This is a genomic window from Oceanimonas aquatica (assembly GCF_030732065.1).
Taxonomy (GTDB): Bacteria; Pseudomonadota; Gammaproteobacteria; order Enterobacterales; family Aeromonadaceae; genus Oceanimonas.
Genome location: NZ_JAVBHX010000006.1, coordinates 50774 through 68429, shown reverse-complemented (window position 1 = coordinate 68429; position 17656 = coordinate 50774). Strand labels below are relative to the sequence as shown.

Here is a 17656-nt window from a genome sequence, read left to right as displayed (position 1 = left end):
ATTGGGGAGCAGGGATCGGGGACCGGAACCACTCTAGTCCCTGGTCCCCAGTCCCTGTTCCCGGCCCTTATTCTTCGACCACCAGGTCACCCAGGTAGGGGAAGTCCATGGCGTTAACGATGGGCTCGGCCTGCACCTTGTTGCGGGCCCCCCAGGCCAGGTTCTGCCAGTGCAGCGGCACAAAGGCGGCATTGTCATACAGGATTTTCTCCGCCTGCTGCAGCATGGTTTCCCGCTTGGCACCGTCGGTTTCGACGTTGGCGTCTTCGATGAGCCTGTCCAGCTCGGGGTTGGCGTAATGACCACAGTTATACTGGCCCCGGCCGGTTTCCTCGTTGCGGGTCATGGTGAGGAATTCCGAGAAGTTGGCGGTGTCCTCGGTGTCGGAGTGCCAGCCAATCATCAGCATGTCGGCGGCGCACTTGTCGAACTCCGGCCAGTACTGGGCTACCGGCAGGGTCTTGAGCTCGGCGTCGATGTTAATGCGCGCCAGCATGGCCTTAACCGCTTCGGCAATGCGGTAGTCGTTCACGTAGCGGTTGTTGGGGGCGATCATGCTGAGCTTGAAGCCATCGGCGTAGCCGGCTTCCGCCATCAGCGCCTTGGCCTTGTCCAGATCGTAGCGGGGTACCAGATCCGGGTTGTGGCCCACATAACCGGCGGGCGCCTGCTGGCCGGCAGTGGTACCAAAGCCACGCATGATTCGCTTGACGATGCCTTCCTGGTTAATGGCGTAGTTCACCGCCTGGCGCACACGCACATCCCTGAACGGCTCAAAACGATCCTGATTCAACTGAAACGTAATAATACGGGTACCGGACTCGGTCACCAGCTTGACGTCGCTGGCAGACTGCACCCGCTTGTGATCGTTGGGCGACACCGGCTTGATAAAGTCCACGTCACCGGCCAGCAGGGCGGCGACCCGGGTGGCGTCTTCCTTGATGGGCACCAGGGTCATGTTGTCGACGTTGCCGGGGGAATTCTTGTCCCAGTAATCGGCATTGCGCTCATACTCCACCTTCACCCCCTGCTGACGGAACTTCAGCTTGAAGGGGCCGGTGCCGGACGGGTTGGTGGAGGCAAAGGAGCTGCCGTGCTTGACCACTTCACTCTTGTTTTTGCCGTCTTCGGTGGTGCCGCTGTAGAACTGGCTGTCCATGGGGAACAGATAGGTCACGGTATTCAGCACCAGCGGGAAGGGGCCCTTGGTGACCAGATCTACCGTGTGCTCATCCACCTTTTTGGCTTCGGCAAAGGGCTCGAAAATGGCCTTGAAGTCGGGCGAGGTTTTCAGACGGTTAAAGGTCCACACCACGTCGTCGGCGGTAAAGTCGTTGCCGCTGTGAAACTTCACGCCCTGGCGCAGGTGAAAGCGCATGGTGTTGTCGTCTACCCGCTCCCACTTTTCCGCCAGACGAGGCTCGAATTTGAAGTCCTTGGTCCAGCGCACCAGCGGATCGAACACCAGGTGGGACATTTCCAGGGTCGCACCGGAGAGCTGCTCGTGGGGATCCATGGACACCGGATCGGCGTCGTAGGCGATGGTGATGTCGGCGGCCTGCACACTCATGGCGAAACCCGCAGCCACCAGGGCGGCGGCAATTTTGTTGAGTCCTTTTTTCATGTAGCACTCCATTTACTTGAGTTAATGTTGGCCGTCAGGCCTGTTCCGAAATATCCAGTCCTTCCCGCGACATGCCCTTGAACTCGGGCATCAGGGAGATCAGCGAGCGGCTGTAGGGATCCGCGGCGTTGGTAAAGAGTTGCTCGGTGGGCGCCACCTCCACCAGGGTGCCTTTTTTCATCACCCCGATGCGGTCGCACATTTGCCGGATCACCGGCAGATCATGACTGATAAACAGCATGGTGAGCCTGAGCTCGTCCTGCAGATCCTTGAGCAGGTTGAGGATCTGCGCCTGCACCGACACATCCAGCGCCGAGGTGGGCTCGTCGCAGATCAACAATCGTGGCCGGGTAGCCAGGGCCCGGGCAATGGAGATGCGCTGACGCTGACCGCCGGAAAATTCGTGGGGAAACTTCACCCCGGCGGCCCGGCCCAGGCCCACGTAGTCGAGCAGGTCAGCAACAATGCCGCGAATTTGTGCGTCATTCTCCGCCAACTGATGAAAGCGAATAGGCTCGGCGATAATGTCGTCCACCCGCATGCGCGGATTGAGCGACGAATAGGGGTTCTGAAACACCATCTGCATTTGCCGGCGTAGCGGGCGGCGCTCCTGCTCGGTCTTGATGGCGGTGAGCTCAATGCCCTCGAACCAGATTTTGCCGGTATCGGGCGGATACAGGCCGGTAATGGCCCGGGCAATGGTGGACTTGCCGGAGCCCGACTCCCCCACCAGGCCAAAGGTTTCGCCTTCATTAATCTCAAAGCTCACGTCATTGGTGGCCTGCAGGTACTCCCGGCGCGACGGAAAGATTGAATCCCTGGTCACAAAGCGCAGGTTGCAGTGCTCCACCCTGAGCAGGGCGCCGTCGTAGTCGCGCTGATCCTGACTCTGGCCCAGCCAGTGACTTTTCAGATCCAGGCTGACTTTTTCCTTGGCGTCTTCAATGTAGGACACCAGAGGAAAGCGGCGCAGCTTGATGTCGGAGCGGGGCACGGCGGAGATCAGACTGCGGGTATAGGCGTGGGCCGGATCCCCCAGTACCTGTTCGGTAGGGCCGATTTCCATCAGCTTGCCCCGGTACATGACCGCCACCCGATCGGTGACGTTCGACACCACACCCATGTCGTGAGTCACCAGCATGCAGCCCACATTGCGCTCCTTGCACAGGCCACGGATCAGGTTGAGGATCTGATCCTGGATCGACACATCCAGCGCCGTGGTGGGCTCGTCGGCAATGATCAGCTCCGGATCGCAGGACAGCGCGATGGCGATCACCACCCGCTGGCGCATGCCGCCGGAAAACTGATGGGGATATTGCTTGATGCGCAGCTCCGGCTGAGGAATGCCCACCGCATCAAGCAGGGAGATGGCCTTGTTGCGGGCTGCTTCACGGCTGAGATCGGTATTGGCCAGCAGGGTTTCCACCATCTGAAACTCCACCGTAAACAGCGGGTTCAGGGAAGTCATGGGATCCTGAAAAATAAAGCCGATGCGCTTGCCCCGCACCGCCCGCATGGCGGTGGGCGACAGCTCGGAGATTCTCTGCCCATCCAGATACACCTCGCCGCTGGCGATGCGCCCCGGAGGGCTGAGCAGGTCGATCACCGCATTGCCGATGGTCGACTTACCGGCGCCGGACTCACCGACCACGCCCAGTATTTCGCCCTTTTCGATATTGAAGGAGAGATCTTCCACGGCGGCCATCACGCCGTGACGGGACGGATATTCAATCCGCAGGTTTTTTACTTCCAGTAGCGACATGCTCATCCTTAAACGGGGCTCCCCGTTGTTACCTGCTGGCAGCCGGGATTTGAAGTGCCCTTTACTATAGCTTCGATCGGCAACGGATCACCGAAGCCAAATGCAACAAAAAAATAACATTTGATCGCATTCTAATCTGGTATTGAGCCAAAAATAAAGACTGACTGGGAGGATTGAGGTCAATTTTTTAGCAGAATTTTTCACCCTTGAAAAATAATGCAGAATTTATGACTGAATCTTTACTCGAAGATAAATTGTGGTAGTCGCAAAGAAAATAGGGGGAATGCTCTAAAGAAGGGAAAGGCCGTTATGCCGGTAAAAATGAGACCACAACCCCCGTGCCGGTCTGTTACCGCATGCAGGGGTGACGGGGGAAGCTTGCGCTGTTGGCCGTCATTCCCACGAAGGAACGTCATCCTCGCGTAGGCGGGGATGGGAATCCGGGAACACGGCGCCGATCGGTTAAACCGTGCCGGACCAAACATGGCCCCCCGCCTTCGCGGGGGTGACGTATTTTGAAGGACTTCGTGGGGTCACGTACTTTACGGCATGAAAGGGAATATCAGAGGTAAAGCACCAGCCCCTGCAGGCAGGCCAGGGCGAACAGGCCGGCGATGAGATCGTCGAGCATAATGCCGAATCCGCCGTGCACCCGGCGGTCGAACCAGCTGATGGGCCAGGGCTTGACCATGTCAAAGAAACGGAACAGCACAAAGCCGATGGCTATCCACTTCCAGCCCGCCGGGGCCGCCAGCATGGTCACGCCAAAGCCGATAAACTCGTCCCACACAATGGCGCCGTGATCGTGCCGGCCAATGGCGGTGGTGGCGGCGTTGCAGATTTTAATGCCGGCCACAAAGCCGATCACCAGCAGCGCCACATACAGCCACAGCGGCAGGTTCACCATCAGCAGGTAGAACGGAATGGCCGCCAGTGTGCCCATGGTGCCCGGCATGATGGGGCTTAAGCCAGAGCCAAAGCCCAGGGCCAGCAAGTGCAGCGGGTTGGACAGCTTCAGTGCTGCAAGCTCCGGCTTTCTCATTCGCCACTCCGAAAGTGATCCCAGCTTTTGGCCTCAAGCTTGTAGGGCTTGCCGTCAGCCATCAGCTCAACGCCGGCTTCGCCGGCCACCATGCGGCCGATGCGGGTGAACTTCACGCCACAGTGAGCCAGCGCGGTTTCCAGCTGGCCCCGGTGCACCTCGGGCACGGTAAAGCACAGCTCGTAATCGTCACCGCCGGTCAGCGCAAGCTGCCAGGCCCGCTCCTGCTCAACGGTGTCGGTCATGGCCTGGCTCAGGGGCAGTTGCTCCATTTCAAGCACGGCGCGCACGTTCGATGCCCTGGTAATATGACCGAGATCGCCGAGCAGACCGTCGGAGAGATCCAGAGCGCTGGAGGCGATATCACGCAGGGCCTGGCCCGCCAGAATACGCGGGTGCGGATGTTCGAACTTGTTGCGCACAAAGGCCAGGTGAGACTCGCTGACCGCAATGTTGCCAAGCTGCTGCTGCAGCCCCAGTGCCGCATCCCCCAGGGTGCCGGTGACGTAAATGCCATCGCCGGCCCTGGCGCCATGACGGCGCAGGCCCTTGCCTTCCGGCAGGGAGCCATGCACGGTCACGGTGATCGACAGCGGCCCCCTGGTCATGTCGCCGCCCACCAGGGCCACGTTGTAATATTCCGCCAGTTCAAAAAAGCCTTCGCAAAAGCCCCTGATCCAGGTTTCGTCGGCCTTCGGCAGTGTCAGTGCCAGTGACACCCAGCAGGGATCGGCGCCCATGGCCGCCAGATCCGACAGGTTCACCGCCAGGGCCCGGTGGCCGAGGGCCACGGGATCCATGTCGGCAAAGAAATGGACGTCTGCCACCAGGGTGTCGGTGCTCACCGCCAGCGTGGTGTTGGGCGGCATTTGCAGCAGGGCGCAGTCGTCACCCGGGCCCATGATCACATCCTTGCGACCACTGTGACCGGTAAAATATTGTTTTATTATTTCAAATTCATTCATAGAAAATGAAAAGCCAGCGTCAGCTGGCTTTTTTCCCGATGCTTCTCATTATTTTTTCAACTGCTTGACGACCTTGTCGAGCACACCATTCACGAACTTGTGACTGTCTTCGGCGGCAAACGCCTTGGCCAGCTCAATGGCTTCGTTGATCACGACCCGATAAGGCACATCTTCACGCCGGGTCAGCTCGTAGCAGGCCAACCTCAGCACCGCCTTGTCTACCATGTCGAGCTCGGCCAGCGGCCGCGACAGGTAAGGGGAAAAGACGCCATCCAGATCGGCAGCGTGCACCGACACACCAAACAGCAGATCACGGAAATAATCCATGTCCACGCCCTTGGTTTCCTGTTCCAGAGCGAACTGTTCGGCAATGTCGGCCACGTTGTCTTTGGTCATTTGCCACTGGTAAATGGCCTGGATAGCGAGTCGGCGGGCCTTGCGGCGTTCAGACGGTTTCAATGCAGTACTCCTCTCAGTCCAGCTGCTGCAGGACGTTAATCATTTCCAGCGCGCTCAGGGCCGCTTCTGCGCCCTTGTTACCCGCCTTGGTGCCGGCGCGCTCGATGGCTTGTTCAATGTTTTCGGTGGTCAGCACGCCAAACGCGACGGGAATTTCATAGTCCATCATCACGCTGCTCATGGTTTTGCTGTTTTCGTTGGCCACCAGATCAAAGTGATAGGTGCCGCCGCGGATCACGCAGCCCAAAGCCACAATGGCGTCGTACTGGCCGGTTTTGGCCAGCTTTTTACAGGCCAGCGCAATTTCCACCGCGCCCGGTACCCGTACCAGAGTGATGTTGTCGTCCTTAACCTGGCCCTGACGCTTGAGCACGTCCAGGGCACCGGCCACCAGGCTGTCGTTGATAAAGCTGTTGAAGCGGGCGACCACGATGGCCACTTTGGCCTCGGGTGCGGCCATCAGCCCTTCGATTACCTTCATGGGAATCCTTGTTTGCAGAAAAGTGCGCACATTCTAGCACAATCGGCGATTGACAAAAGCCTTCACCGGACTACTCCCGGCCGCGGCTGACACCATTTAATGCCGGCGGGGTCACAGGGCGAAACACCACGGTGGGCAACCCTCGTCAAATCCCTTACAGTAAGCGCTCTTGCGCCAACCGGCCGGTTGTGCGGAATTACGGCGATATCACTGCGCTGTTCATCTTTATATAAAGCTAATCCAGAGGTGTTTATGCTGCCGGAACGGCGCGGCGATCTGCTTATTCTTAGCGCTACCCTGCTGGCCTCGGCGGGCTGGCTGTTTTCCAAGGAAGCCATTACCGCCCTGCCGCCGGCGGGCTTTGTGGGCTGGCGCTTTGTGCTGGCGTCGCTGATCCTACTGCCCTTTTGCCAGCGCCAGCTGCGGGCCACCTCCCCCGCCAACCTGCTGAAAACCGCGGCCATTGGCCTGGTGATGACCCTGAACCTGATTTTCTGGATTCAGGCGGTGTCGCACAGCGATGGCATTGGTGAAGGGGCCTTTATCATGAGTCTGGCCATGCTGATGGTGCCGCCCCTGGCCTGGCTGATTTTCCGGGAACGGCCCAGCCGTCAGTTCTGGCTGGCGCTGCCCATTGCCATTTCCGGCTTGTTTTTGCTGACCACGGGCAACGGCTTTTCGCTGTCGCTCGGGCAGTTGCTGTTTTTGCTGGCATCGCTGTCGCTGGCGCTGTATTTCAGCCTGAACAGCCGCTTTGCCCGGCGGGTGGATCCCATGGCGCTGACCTGTGTGCAGCTGGGGGTGACCGGCGTGATGCACCTTATTTATTCCGCCCTGTTCGAGCAGTGGCCCGCGCAAATACCAGGCCATATCTGGGGCTGGTTTGCCGCCAGCGTGCTGCTGGCCACCTCGCTGCGGTTTTTCTGCCAGAGCGCCGGGCAGAAGTTCAGCAACGTGGCCAATGCGGCGCTGATCATGATGCTGGAACCGGTATGGACGGTGCTGATCAGCGTGTTCTGGTATCACGAGCCCATGCCGCTCCAGAAAATCATGGGTTGCCTGCTGATTTTGCTGGCACTGCTGAGCTTTCGCAGCCGGCCGCTGTACGAGTGGTATAGGAATCGCCGCGCCGGGCGGGTGGTGCGGTAAGACATTAACGTCATTCCCACACCTTCCCCCGTCATTCCCGCGCTCCCTCCCGTCATTCCCACGAAGGTGGGAATCCAGAACACGGTGCACGGTATCGATGACAATGCTGCGTCTGCAGAAACGAATGGACCCCCGCCTTCGCGGGGGTGACGGTTTCAGAGGGCCTTCGCGGTGAGTGACGGGGGTTGAGGCCTGGAAGGTAGGGTTACCCCTTCGCGCTTAGGGCATCGCCTTTAAACTCAATGCCAGCCCAGCCGGTTTTGATAAAGTTGCGAATATTCTGATGGTCGTCGCCGTCCGGGTTGCCCAGCACGTCGTTGCGGTAGAAGGCACCGAAGCAGGCCAGGGTTTCCTGCTCGGTCAGGCCCAGCAGCCGGGCAAAGGCGAACAGCTTGCAGGAGCCATTGTTCTGTCCGGCGTCGTTGTGCTGGTCGCCATTGGTAAAGGCCACCGGAGTAAAGTGGTACAGGCTGTCGATCAGCGCCATTACCTCGGTAAATTCAATGGACTCCGGCGCATCGGCCAGCTTTTGCTGCAGTTCGTTAATGTTCATGAGTTTCCTTTTACTTCAATTCAGTGCCAGACAACGGCACAAAAAACGGGAAATGTCGGCTATTTCTTCGGCACACACGGCGTGAGCCATGGGATAACTGTGATATTCGGGCACATGGCCAAGCTGTTCCAGGGCGCGGCAGGCGCGCAGGCCCAGCTGTTCGCTCACCACCGGATCCTGACTGCCGTGCAGCACCTGAATGGGCAGGTCACGGCTGGCCTCGCTCGGTGCAAGGCTGTCGGCGGTGGCAAAATAGGTCGACATGGCAATCAGCCCGCCCAGGGGCCAGTCAAAACTCAGCGCCGCTTCATAGGCCACGGCGCCCCCCTGGGAAAACCCCGCCAGCACAATGCGCCGGCTGTCGATACCGGCGGCCATCTGCTGCTCCACCAGCTCGAGCACCGCCGCCGCCGAACGGCGCAGCTGGGTTTCATCCACTCTGCGGTCGATGTCCATCGCCAGTATGTCGTACCAGGCGGGCATGGCCATGCCGCCGTTAATGGTCACCGGAATGGCCGGCGCATGGGGAAACACAAAGCGCACCGCCGCACTCGGCGGCAGCTGCAGCTCGGGCACTATGGGGGCAAAGTCATGGCCGTCGGCGCCCAGGCCGTGCAGCCAGATCACGCAGGCGTCGGGGTTGGCAGCGGTGTCGGTGGTCAGGCAGGTCAGCATGCAGGCTCCATTATATATTGAGGGTGATCAGACACCGGCCACGTGCAACCGGTCCCGGCCCGCCTTCTTGGCGCGAAAGAGCTCCCGGTCGGCCCGCCGCAGGGTGTCGTCGAGGGGCTCGTGCGGCCGGTGTATGGTGAGGCCGGCACTGACCGTCAGTTGCAGGCCGGGCACCTCCTCCAGCACCAGTTCCCGTATCGCGGTCATGATCCGTTTCAGCAGGGCGCCGGCGGGCTCCAGGGCGGTATGGGGCAGCAACAGCACAAACTCCTCGCCGCCCCAGCGGGCGCACAGATCCTGAGTGCGCAGCTGGCCGGACAGGGTTTCCGCCAGCCTGCACAGTACCTGGTCTCCGGTGTCGTGGCCATGAGTGTCGTTGATACGCTTGAAATGGTCCACGTCCAGCATGGCCAGGGCAAAGGCGGGCTGGCCGCGCCGGCAGCGGGCCTGCTCATCCTGCAGTTGATCCATCAGCTGGCGGCGGTTGGCCAGGCCAGTGAGCGGATCCTTGAGCGCCGCCTGGCGCAGCTGATCGTTCAGTTCCAGCAGGCTGCGCTGGTAACGATCGGAAATACGGGTGATCTTGTCCAGCCGCTTGAGCTGGCGATCATACTGCTGCAGCAGATCCTGATTGCGGGACACCGCCACCCCATAGCTGCTGTCGGAGATACGCAGCAGCCGCTCCAGCCGGGTGCGTTGTTCCCGGTTATTCTCCGCCAGTGCCGCCACCAGCGGCAACAACGGATTATGCTGATGTTCGGGCGCGGCCAGCAGCCGCGCCAGCTCCTCTTCCGAGGGCAGCTCAGCCATGGGGCAGCACCTCAAAGGGAAAGCTGCAGTCTTCCCGGAATTCCTCGGCCAGCTCTTCCACCCGCTCGTTGTCCGGGTCAAAGAACCACTGCACCACCACCTGCCGCTGCTTTTCAAAGGCCGCTTCCAGCAGATCAAAGATGTCCATCATGGCCTTGACGCTGCTGGTGTTCATGTAAACCAGGTGCAGCTCCAGGCGCAGGGCCCCGGCGCCGGTGTCCAGGTACTGCTCAATCCAGTTGATCACCTCGTGAAAAAACTCAAAGGAGTTTTCCGGGTAGGAGTCCCCTTTCATGATCACGGTGCCCTGAGCGGGATCGCACATAATGTCCGGCGTAGAGTGAGTGCCGGTTATCGCCAGAGTGTTCATTATCAGTTCCGTATTCATGCTATACCACCGCCAAAATGCTTAAAAAGCCGCGCCCGTCACCCACTTCCACCAGCCGGGCGGTTAATGGCCGTGCCGACTTGCGCGCCACATCCAGCAGACCCAGGCCGGCGCCACTGCTGCCGTGCTCATCCCGGGGCTGACGCAACTGGGTCTTGTAGGCTGCCTTGAGCTCGGCCTTGTTCATGGCCGCCAGCGCCTCGATGCGCGCGCACAGCGCCCGGCCATCCTCCAGCTCCACCAGGTTGCCGGCCATCACGCTGTAGTGGCCGTCTTCACCCCGGGCCACCACCACGGTGGCCGAGCCGTCCAGCTCGCCATAATTCATGCGGGTGGCGTAATGACGAATGTTCTGGGTCAGCTCGATATAAACGCCAAACACGTCCATGGCGGCGCCGGGCTGGGCGTTGTCGGCCTGCAGGTAGTTGCGCAGTGCCTTGCCGATCTCCTCGATCAGGCTGCGGGAAATGGGGCCGTTGAAGCACAGCAGTATGCGGTTGTGGTTAAACTGCTCGCGTATCGACAACAGGTCTATGCCTTGCATCGGTTACTCCTTGTAAGTCGGCGTCCACACGAAACGCCAGCAGGGTGATGTCATCCCGCTGAGCATGGCCGCCACGGTATTGGTCCAGCGCATCCTGGAGGGCTTCGGCCTGCTCCGTCAGCGGCAATCCGGCATGGGCGCGCAACAGCTCTCTGAAGCGGCTGCCGCCGAGGCCAAAGCCCTTGGTGCCGCCGGCCTGATCCAGGTAGCCGTCGGTGGTGAGGTAATACACTTCATCGTGATGCACCGGCAGCACCCTGTTATCAAACTCGCCCGGACGCCGGTCCAGCAGGCTGCGGCGCTGACCCTTGTGCTCATCCACGGTATCGCCGTCGCTGCAATAAAGCGACATTTTGGCGCCGGCAAACACCAGTTGCCGGGCCACCGGATCCACGTACACCAGGCCGGCGTCCATGGTGGTGGCCAGACCCCGGGGCAGCTCGCAATCCTGTAACATGCCCCTCAGGGTATGATCCGCCAGTTGCAGAATGGCGGCCGGCGAGTCCATGCCATGCTCGCGCACCGCATGATCGAGGGCCGCCCGGCCCAGCATGGTCATCAACGCCCCGGCCACGCCATGGCCGGCGCAGTCCACCACCCCCACCAGAAAACGGCCCTGCTCGCCGGGCTGAAACAGGTAAAAGTCGCCGCCTACCACGTCCCGCGGGTGCCACAGCACAAAATGATGCTCGCCCAGTACCTGGGTCAGTTGCCGGTCCGGCAAAATGGCCTTCTGGATAAGGCTGGCGTAGTCGATGGAATCGTTGATCTGCTGATGGGCCTGACGCATTTGCCGGTTGGCCCGCTCCAGCTCTTCAGTGCGACGTTGTACCTTTTGCTCCAGCTCCTCGGTGTGGCTGCGCACCTTGTTGACCATGACCCCGAACGCCCGGCTGAGATCGCCGATTTCATCGCCGGAGGGGGCCGGCAGCGACACCTCGTAACTGCCGTCGGCAATGGCGGTGGCGGAGCCCTGCAGCCGCCGCAGCGGCCGCAGCACTGCCCGCTCCACGCCATAGGCCAGGCCCAGCAGCAACACCGCCAGCATCAGCACCAGGCCGAGCAGGGCCGCTTTCACCAGCCCCGGCTCCAGCACCTGCGCCAGCCCCAGATCCACCGCCGTGGTTACGTACCAGTCGAGCTCGGGAATATAACTGATGGCCAGCAGCTGGCGCCGGCCATCCAGGTTAAACCAGTCCATGGCCACATTCCCGGGGCTGGCCACCACCTGCGCCTGCAGGGCATTGAGACGCGCACGCTGTTCCGGCGTGCCCAGCCGCTCATGCAGGGTCGCCCCTTCGGTGCCCATGCCCGCCGCCGAGCCCAGGGCGATCAGGCTGGCATCGGCGTGCGCCTGAAAGCGTCCGTCCTTATCCAGGATCATGGGCACCACGCCCTTTTCATCGGTCGCGATAAAGTCGTTGATAAAACGGGTCAGATCAATGCCGGTGCCGGCCAGCCCCAGGGCACGGCCCTGCTCTTCCACCCGCACGTTAATCCACACTCGGGTGGTGCCAAGGCGGGTGTCGTGGTTGACGTTGATATTCAGCGGCTCGTCCTGGCGCATCAGGTTAAAGAACCACTGATCGTCGGCGTTGGCCTGGTCAAGCCGGTAGCTGGGCACCGCCTCAAAGGGCTGGTCGGGGGCTCGGTAGTAATAGTCGCGGCTGGTGGCGTTCACCATAAACCAGGAGTGACTGCTGAAGTCGGCGGCAAAGCCCTCGGCTTCCTGCATGAACAGATCGGCATTGCCTTCGCCGGTCAGCCAGCGGCGAGTGAGTACCGAGCCGGCAAAGCGTTCGGCCAGGGCCAGCTCGCGGGAAAGCGGCACCAGTATGTGCTGACGGTTAAGGCGGGTGAAGTTGTCGGCGTAGGCCCGGCCGAAGTGCTCCTGCACGCCGGCAAGCAGCTGCCAGCCGATGCCCACCGCCGGAATAAAGGCCAGTACGCAGGCCAGCAACAAGGCCCAGATGGATTTTGCCCTAAGTCCCTTTCCCCAGATGGCCATGCTCGCCTGTGTTATTCCATTGATGCGATTGAGGCCGGTATTGTTGTCTTTTTTTCGGACAAACTCAATTCGAAAGAGGTATTAGTACTGGGTGGTAATGCCCCCATTCGTCATGCCCGCAAAGTAAGCATTCGAAGGGCGGAGGATGCCGGAACTGTGCTTTTTTGCGAGCCTGAAGTGGCCGGCGGAATGGACCCCCGCCTTCGCGGGGGGATCAAGAAAGGCAAAATTACTCGGTGACGTACTCCACCACTTCCAGGCCAAAGCCCGACAGCGCGTGGTAGCGCTTGGGGGAGCTCAGCAGGCGCATCTTGCCCACGCCCATGGCGCGCAAAATCTGCGAGCCCACGCCCACCCGGCGTGAAGTGCCCTGACGCTTGGCCGCTTCCGGGCGCTCGCCCTTGTCGGCGGCTTCAAACATGCGCACCACCGACAGCAGGTGATCCGGGGTTTCTTCCTTGCCGAGGATCACCAGCACGCCGCCTTCATCGGCAATGCGCGCCATCGACTTGTCCAGCGGCCAGCTGCGACTGGCATGGCGGTCGGTCATCAGCACATCGGTGAGCATGTCGTGAATATGCACCCGCACCAGCGCCGGTTTATCGGCCTTGATCTCGCCCTTGCGCAGGGCAAAGTGCACCTGGTTGTCGATGGTGTCACGGAAGGTCACCAGCTCAAACTCACCGTGATCGGTGGGCAGCTTGCAGCGGGCCACCTGCTCGATGGTGGTTTCGTTCTCATTGCGGTACTCAATGAGATCGGCAATGGTGCCCAGCTTGATGCCGTGCTCTTCGGCGAACTTTTCCAGATCCGGGCGGCGCGCCATGGTGCCGTCTTCGTTAAGAATTTCCACGATCACCGCCGCCGGCTCCACCCCTGCCAGCCGGGCCAGGTCACAGCCGGCCTCGGTATGGCCGGCGCGGGTCAGCACACCGCCGTTCTGGGCCTTGAGCGGAAAAATATGGCCGGGCTGCACCAGATCGGCGGGCTTGGCGTCTTTCGCCACGGCGGCCTGCACGGTACGGGCCCGGTCGGCGGCGGAAATGCCGGTGGTCACCCCTTCGGCGGCCTCGATGGACACGGTAAAGGCGGTGGAAAACTGCTCGGTGTTGCGGCTCACCATCTGGGGAATGTCGAGCTGACGGCAGCGGTTCTCGGTCAGGGTCAGGCAGATCAGGCCCCGGCCGTATTTGGCCATGAAGTTGATGTCTTCCGGGCGCACGTGCTCGGCGGCCATGATCAGATCGCCTTCGTTTTCACGATCTTCGTCATCCATCAGAATGACCATTTTGCCCTGACGAATATCGTCGATGATTTCCTGGGTACTGCTTAAGGCCATGATGTTCCCCTTGAGTAATTCGGTTAGCCGCTACTTCACAAAACCACTGGCGGCCAGGGTCGCCAGGGTCAGTCCGCTCGAAGCGTCACTCTGGCCACCGGCCAGCAGGCGCTCCAGGTAGCGGGCGATAATGTCTACCTCCAGGTTGACGCTGCGGCCAACCTGCCAGTCATTCAGTGTGGTGTTATTCAATGTATGGGGCACCAGCGTCAATTTAAAGGCCGCGTTCTGCACCGCATTCACGGTCAGGCTGATGCCGTCCACGGTAATGGAGCCCTTTTCGGCAATATAACGGGAAAGCTCCGCCGGCGCATCGATCCACAGCTCAATGGCAAAGCCCGCTTTGGCCTTTTTGCTGATACGGCCCACGCCGTCGACATGGCCGGACACCAGATGACCACCAAGACGGGTGGTAGGCAGCAGTGCCTTTTCCAGATTGACCGCCTGGCCGGACTGGTAGTCGGCAAAGCCGGTGCGGTTGAGGGTTTCTATCGACACATCGGCACAGTAGTAATCCTTGCCAAGCTCGGTCACGGTGAGACAGACGCCGTTGGTGGCGATGGAGTCACCCAGGGCGACATCGGACAAGTCCAGAGCCGGGCAGTGAATGCGGATCACCGAGGAGGCGCCCTTTCGCTCAATGGCGGCCAAGGTGCCGGTGGCTTCAATAATACCGGTAAACATCAGTCGGTTACCCTTGCAATCAGTTTGAGATCATCGCCCACACGGCGGCAATCCTGCCATGCCAGCCGGGGCGGCTGACTCATGGTGGTAAATTCAGGCAGTGCCAGCAGGCCCCGGGCCGGGTTGCCCATCAGCATGGGCGCCTGATACAAAATCAGCTCGTTCACCAGCCCGGCACCGAACAGAGCGCCGCCGAGGGTGGCCCCCGCCTCCACCCAAAGGTGGTTAAGCTGACGCCGGCCCAGTTCGTCCAGCAGCAGCGCCAGATCCAGCTTGCCGTTGCCGGCCAGCGGCAGCACGCATTCTTCCACCTGGTCGCCAAAGCCGCCGGTCACCTCACCACGCAGCAGCAGCACCGGGCCGGGCTGAGCGAACAGCCGCAGGCCGGCATGCAGCCGGTTTTGAGTGTCGATCACAATGCGCAGGGGCTGGCGCAACGCGTTTTCGGCATAGTCATGGCGCAGCGAGGCCGGCAGCTCTTTCCAGCGCACGTTCAGGGCGGCGTTGTCCATCAGCACGGTATCGGCGCCGGAGAGAATGACGCAGCTTTGCGCCCGGTGGCGCTGCACATCGCGCCGGGCCGCCGGGCTGGTAATCCACTGGCTTTCGCCGTTAGCGAGCGCGGTGCGACCATCCAGGCTGGCGGCCAGCTTCAGAGTGACAAAGGGCCGGCCGGTGCGCATACGGTGCAAAAAGCCCACGTTGACCGCTTCGGCGGCGTCGGTCATCAGCCCGGCTTCGGCCTGAATGCCTGCCTGCTGCAGCATGGCCAGGCCGCGACCGGCGACCTGGGGGTTGGGATCCACCATGGCGGCCACCACCCGGGCCACACCGGCATCGATCAGGCCCTGGGCACAGGGCGGCGTGCGGCCGTGATGAGAGCAGGGCTCGAGGGTCACGTAAGCGGTGGCGCCTTGAGCGGCGGTACCGGCCTCACGCAAGGCAAACACTTCGGCATGGGGGCCGCCGGCGCGCTGGTGAAAGCCCTCGCCCACCAGTTGACCGTCTTTGACGATCACACACCCCACCGCCGGGTTGGGGCTGGTGGTAAAACGGCCACGGCGGGCCAGCTCAAGCGCCCTGGCCATCCAGTGCGCGTCATCGGTTGTGAACACTTATTGCTCCAGGCGGGCTATCTCTTCGCCAAACTGGCGCAGATCCTCAAAACAGCGGTAAACCGAGGCAAAGCGAATGTAGGCGACCTTGTCGAGCTGCTTGAGCTCCTCCATCACCAGGTTGCCCACCAGCTCGGACGGCACTTCCCGTTCGCCGGTGGCGCGCAGCCGTGACTTGATACGACTGACCGCCTGCTCAATGGCTTCGGTGCTGACCGGACGCTTCTCCAGCGCCCGCTGCATGCCGGCTTCCAGCTTGTCTTCGTTAAAGGGCTCGCGAATACCGCTGGTCTTGATGATGCGCGGCATCACCAGCTCGGCGGTTTCAAAGGTGGTAAAACGCTCCCGGCAGGCATTGCACTCCCGCCGCCGGCGTACCTGCAGGCCATCGCCCACCAGACGGGAGTCGATTACCTTGGTTTCGGTTGCGTTACAAAAGGGGCAGTGCATGGAAGCCTCCGCGGGGCCTGTTAATCGGCTGTTAGTGTAAAGAAGCGGGGGATGTTTTAAAAGCGGGGGAGTTAAATACAGGGAATCGGGACTGAATAGAGCGCCTGCGGCGCTAATGCAGGCTGGCAGCCTGCGCTCCACAGAAACATGCCGCCTTTGGAGCGCGGGCAGCCTTGCCCGCATGTTGCCGCTGCGCGGCAACCTCGATGCCCGGTTAATAACCGGCAATAAAAAAGGGACCGGGGTACAAATCCCCAGTCCCTATTCCCTAGTCCCTAGTCCCTACGCTGTTACGCGTAAACCGGATGGCGACGGCAGATGTCCAGCACCTGCTCTTTCACGCTGGCGATGGTGGCATCGTCGTTGATGTTGCTCAGCACATCACAGATCCAGCCGGCCAGCTGGCGCACGTCGGCTTCCTTGAAACCACGACGGGTAACCGCCGGGGTACCGATACGAATACCGGAAGTCACGAACGGAGAGCGCGGGTCGTTGGGCACGGCGTTCTTGTTCACGGTGATGAAGGCGCGGCCCAGGGCGGCGTCGGCTTCCTTACCGGTGATGTCCTTGTCGATCAGGTCCAGCAGGAACAGGTGGTTGTGAGTGCCACCGGACACCACTTTAAAGCCACGCTTCTGGAACTCGTCGGCCATGGCCTGGGCGTTTTTCACCACCTGGGCCTGGTATTCCTTGAACTCGGGCTCCAGGGCTTCCTTGAAGGCAACGGCCTTGCCGGCAATGACGTGCATCAGCGGGCCACCCTGACCACCGGGGAATACCGCGGAGTTCAGTTTCTTTTCCAGCTCTTCGTTGTTGGCAGCAGACAGAATGATGCCGCCGCGAGGACCGGCCAGAGTTTTGTGGGTAGTAGAAGTTACCACGTGGGCGTGGGGCAGCGGGTTGGGGTATACACCGGCGGCGATCAGACCGGCCACGTGAGCCATGTCGACCATGAACCAGGCGCCAACCTTGTCGGCGATTTCGCGCATGCGGGCCCAGTCCACAATGCCGGAGAAGGCGGAGAAGCCACCGATGATCATCTTCGGCTTGTGCTCAACGGCCAGACGCTCCATTTCTTCGTAATCGATCACGCCTTCATCGTTGATGCCGTAAGGCACGATGTTGTACAGACGGCCGGAGAAGTTGGCGGGAGAGCCGTGAGTCAGGTGACCACCGTGGGCCAGGTTCATGCCCATGACGGTGTCGCCGGGCTTGACCAGAGCCAGGAAGACGGCAGAGTTGGCCTGGGAGCCGGAGTGCGGCTGCACGTTGGCCCAGGTGGCGCCAAACAGCTCTTTAACACGCTCAATGGCCAGCTCTTCCACCACGTCCACATATTCACAGCCACCGTAGAAACGCTTGGCCGGATAGCCTTCGGCGTACTTGTTGGTGAGCTGGGAACCCTGCGCCTCCATTACCCGCGGGCTGGTGTAGTTCTCGGAAGCGATCAGCTCGATGTGCTCTTCCTGACGCACGGTTTCGTTGCTGATGGCCTGCCACAGCTGGGGATCATAGTCGGCGATATTCATCTCACGCTTTAACATCCGTCTCTCCTGACTCATGGGGGATTGTCATTGAAAGCCAGAGTGTACCCCCAAGCGGCAGTCT

The 17656-nt window shown here is 61.0% G+C and carries 18 protein-coding genes; 1 reads left to right on the top strand and 17 read right to left on the bottom strand.

Going from position 1 to position 17656, the window contains the following annotated elements:
* Positions 1-67: 67 nt before the first annotated feature.
* From Q9290_RS09900 to ribH, 6 genes are all read right to left on the bottom strand, one after another.
* Entirely contained in the window at positions 68-1624 is a 1557-nt protein-coding gene (locus Q9290_RS09900) for an ABC transporter substrate-binding protein (RefSeq protein ID WP_306079491.1), read from the bottom strand.
* A gap of 34 nt (positions 1625-1658) precedes the next feature.
* Complete coding sequence (locus Q9290_RS09895; protein WP_306079490.1) at positions 1659-3386, bottom strand: dipeptide ABC transporter ATP-binding protein; 1728 nt, start codon at positions 3384-3386, stop codon at positions 1659-1661.
* A gap of 562 nt (positions 3387-3948) precedes the next feature.
* Positions 3949-4428 carry a phosphatidylglycerophosphatase A gene (locus Q9290_RS09890; protein WP_306079489.1) on the bottom strand — a complete coding sequence of 160 codons (480 nt, stop codon included), beginning with the start codon at positions 4426-4428 and terminating at the stop codon, positions 3949-3951.
* The gene (gene thiL / locus Q9290_RS09885) at positions 4425-5393 is read right to left on the bottom strand and encodes a thiamine-phosphate kinase (protein ID WP_371930917.1); all 969 of its coding nucleotides are present in this window, start codon (positions 5391-5393) and stop codon (positions 4425-4427) included. Before thiL ends, Q9290_RS09890 begins: the two co-directional genes overlap by 4 nt.
* Before the next feature lie 48 nt (positions 5394-5441).
* Positions 5442-5852, bottom strand: a complete 411-nt coding sequence (gene nusB / locus Q9290_RS09880; RefSeq protein WP_306079487.1) for a transcription antitermination factor NusB — start codon at positions 5850-5852, stop codon at positions 5442-5444.
* A 13-nt stretch (positions 5853-5865) separates the two neighbouring features.
* Complete coding sequence (gene ribH, locus Q9290_RS09875) at positions 5866-6333, bottom strand: 6,7-dimethyl-8-ribityllumazine synthase (RefSeq protein ID WP_306079486.1); 468 nt, start codon at positions 6331-6333, stop codon at positions 5866-5868.
* A gap of 252 nt (positions 6334-6585) precedes the next feature.
* On the opposite strand from ribH, the gene Q9290_RS09870 reads away from it, so the two are divergent.
* On the top strand, positions 6586-7482 hold the full coding sequence (locus Q9290_RS09870) for a DMT family transporter (RefSeq protein WP_306079485.1): 897 nt from the start codon (positions 6586-6588) through the stop codon (positions 7480-7482).
* Between the two features lie 205 nt (positions 7483-7687).
* Here Q9290_RS09870 and Q9290_RS09865 read toward each other — a convergent pair whose 3' ends face one another.
* The 11 genes from Q9290_RS09865 to glyA all read right to left on the bottom strand — a co-directional run bounded on the left by Q9290_RS09865 (position 7688) and on the right by glyA (position 17592).
* Positions 7688-8035 (bottom strand): HopJ type III effector protein, encoded by a 348-nt coding sequence (locus tag Q9290_RS09865; RefSeq protein WP_306079484.1) that lies wholly within the window; start codon positions 8033-8035, stop codon positions 7688-7690.
* A 15-nt stretch (positions 8036-8050) separates the two neighbouring features.
* Entirely contained in the window at positions 8051-8710 is a 660-nt protein-coding gene (locus Q9290_RS09860; RefSeq protein WP_306079483.1) for an alpha/beta hydrolase, read from the bottom strand.
* Positions 8711-8737: 27 nt separating this feature from the next.
* Entirely contained in the window at positions 8738-9520 is a 783-nt protein-coding gene (gene siaD / locus Q9290_RS09855; RefSeq protein WP_306079482.1) for a biofilm regulation diguanylate cyclase SiaD, read from the bottom strand.
* Positions 9513-9890 carry a biofilm regulation phosphoprotein SiaC gene (gene siaC / locus Q9290_RS09850; RefSeq protein WP_306079481.1) on the bottom strand — a complete coding sequence of 126 codons (378 nt, stop codon included), beginning with the start codon at positions 9888-9890 and terminating at the stop codon, positions 9513-9515. The genes siaD and siaC overlap by 8 nt, the downstream gene beginning before the upstream one ends.
* Before the next feature lie 19 nt (positions 9891-9909).
* Positions 9910-10452 carry a biofilm regulation protein kinase SiaB gene (gene siaB, locus Q9290_RS09845; protein ID WP_306079480.1) on the bottom strand — a complete coding sequence of 181 codons (543 nt, stop codon included), beginning with the start codon at positions 10450-10452 and terminating at the stop codon, positions 9910-9912.
* Positions 10412-12460, bottom strand: a complete 2049-nt coding sequence (siaA, locus tag Q9290_RS09840; protein ID WP_306079479.1) for a biofilm regulation protein phosphatase SiaA — start codon at positions 12458-12460, stop codon at positions 10412-10414. The genes siaB and siaA overlap by 41 nt, the downstream gene beginning before the upstream one ends.
* A 229-nt stretch (positions 12461-12689) precedes the next feature.
* Positions 12690-13799 (bottom strand): bifunctional 3,4-dihydroxy-2-butanone-4-phosphate synthase/GTP cyclohydrolase II, encoded by a 1110-nt coding sequence (ribBA, locus tag Q9290_RS09835; protein WP_306079478.1) that lies wholly within the window; start codon positions 13797-13799, stop codon positions 12690-12692.
* 30 nt (positions 13800-13829) lie between these two features.
* On the bottom strand, positions 13830-14483 hold the full coding sequence (locus Q9290_RS09830; protein ID WP_306079476.1) for a riboflavin synthase: 654 nt from the start codon (positions 14481-14483) through the stop codon (positions 13830-13832).
* A complete protein-coding gene (ribD, locus tag Q9290_RS09825) occupies positions 14483-15598 on the bottom strand; it encodes a bifunctional diaminohydroxyphosphoribosylaminopyrimidine deaminase/5-amino-6-(5-phosphoribosylamino)uracil reductase RibD (protein ID WP_306079475.1) in 1116 nt (371 codons plus the stop codon). The genes Q9290_RS09830 and ribD overlap by 1 nt, the downstream gene beginning before the upstream one ends.
* A complete protein-coding gene (gene nrdR / locus Q9290_RS09820; protein WP_306079474.1) occupies positions 15599-16048 on the bottom strand; it encodes a transcriptional regulator NrdR in 450 nt (149 codons plus the stop codon).
* Positions 16049-16338: 290 nt separating this feature from the next.
* On the bottom strand, positions 16339-17592 hold the full coding sequence (gene glyA / locus Q9290_RS09815; protein ID WP_306079473.1) for a serine hydroxymethyltransferase: 1254 nt from the start codon (positions 17590-17592) through the stop codon (positions 16339-16341).
* Between the last annotated feature and the right edge of the window lie 64 nt (positions 17593-17656).

What these genes read in the sequence shown, in the direction of transcription:
- Q9290_RS09900 (WP_306079491.1), bottom strand. Translation starts at nt 1,624, where the DNA reads ATGAAAAAAGGACTCAACAAAATTGCCGCCGCCCTGGTGGCTGCGGGT.
- Q9290_RS09895 (WP_306079490.1), bottom strand. Translation starts at nt 3,386, where the DNA reads ATGTCGCTACTGGAAGTAAAAAACCTGCGGATTGAATATCCGTCCCGT.
- Q9290_RS09890 (WP_306079489.1), bottom strand. Translation starts at nt 4,428, where the DNA reads ATGAGAAAGCCGGAGCTTGCAGCACTGAAGCTGTCCAACCCGCTGCAC.
- thiL (WP_371930917.1), bottom strand. Translation starts at nt 5,393, where the DNA reads ATGAATGAATTTGAAATAATAAAACAATATTTTACCGGTCACAGTGGT.
- ribH (WP_306079486.1), bottom strand. Translation starts at nt 6,333, where the DNA reads ATGAAGGTAATCGAAGGGCTGATGGCCGCACCCGAGGCCAAAGTGGCC.
- Q9290_RS09870 (WP_306079485.1), top strand. Translation starts at nt 6,586, where the DNA reads ATGCTGCCGGAACGGCGCGGCGATCTGCTTATTCTTAGCGCTACCCTG.
- Q9290_RS09865 (WP_306079484.1), bottom strand. Translation starts at nt 8,035, where the DNA reads ATGAACATTAACGAACTGCAGCAAAAGCTGGCCGATGCGCCGGAGTCC.
- Q9290_RS09860 (WP_306079483.1), bottom strand. Translation starts at nt 8,710, where the DNA reads ATGCTGACCTGCCTGACCACCGACACCGCTGCCAACCCCGACGCCTGC.
- siaD (WP_306079482.1), bottom strand. Translation starts at nt 9,520, where the DNA reads ATGGCTGAGCTGCCCTCGGAAGAGGAGCTGGCGCGGCTGCTGGCCGCG.
- siaC (WP_306079481.1), bottom strand. Translation starts at nt 9,890, where the DNA reads ATGAACACTCTGGCGATAACCGGCACTCACTCTACGCCGGACATTATG.
- siaB (WP_306079480.1), bottom strand. Translation starts at nt 10,452, where the DNA reads ATGCAAGGCATAGACCTGTTGTCGATACGCGAGCAGTTTAACCACAAC.
- siaA (WP_306079479.1), bottom strand. Translation starts at nt 12,460, where the DNA reads ATGGCCATCTGGGGAAAGGGACTTAGGGCAAAATCCATCTGGGCCTTG.
- ribBA (WP_306079478.1), bottom strand. Translation starts at nt 13,799, where the DNA reads ATGGCCTTAAGCAGTACCCAGGAAATCATCGACGATATTCGTCAGGGC.
- Q9290_RS09830 (WP_306079476.1), bottom strand. Translation starts at nt 14,483, where the DNA reads ATGTTTACCGGTATTATTGAAGCCACCGGCACCTTGGCCGCCATTGAG.
- nrdR (WP_306079474.1), bottom strand. Translation starts at nt 16,048, where the DNA reads ATGCACTGCCCCTTTTGTAACGCAACCGAAACCAAGGTAATCGACTCC.
- glyA (WP_306079473.1), bottom strand. Translation starts at nt 17,592, where the DNA reads ATGTTAAAGCGTGAGATGAATATCGCCGACTATGATCCCCAGCTGTGG.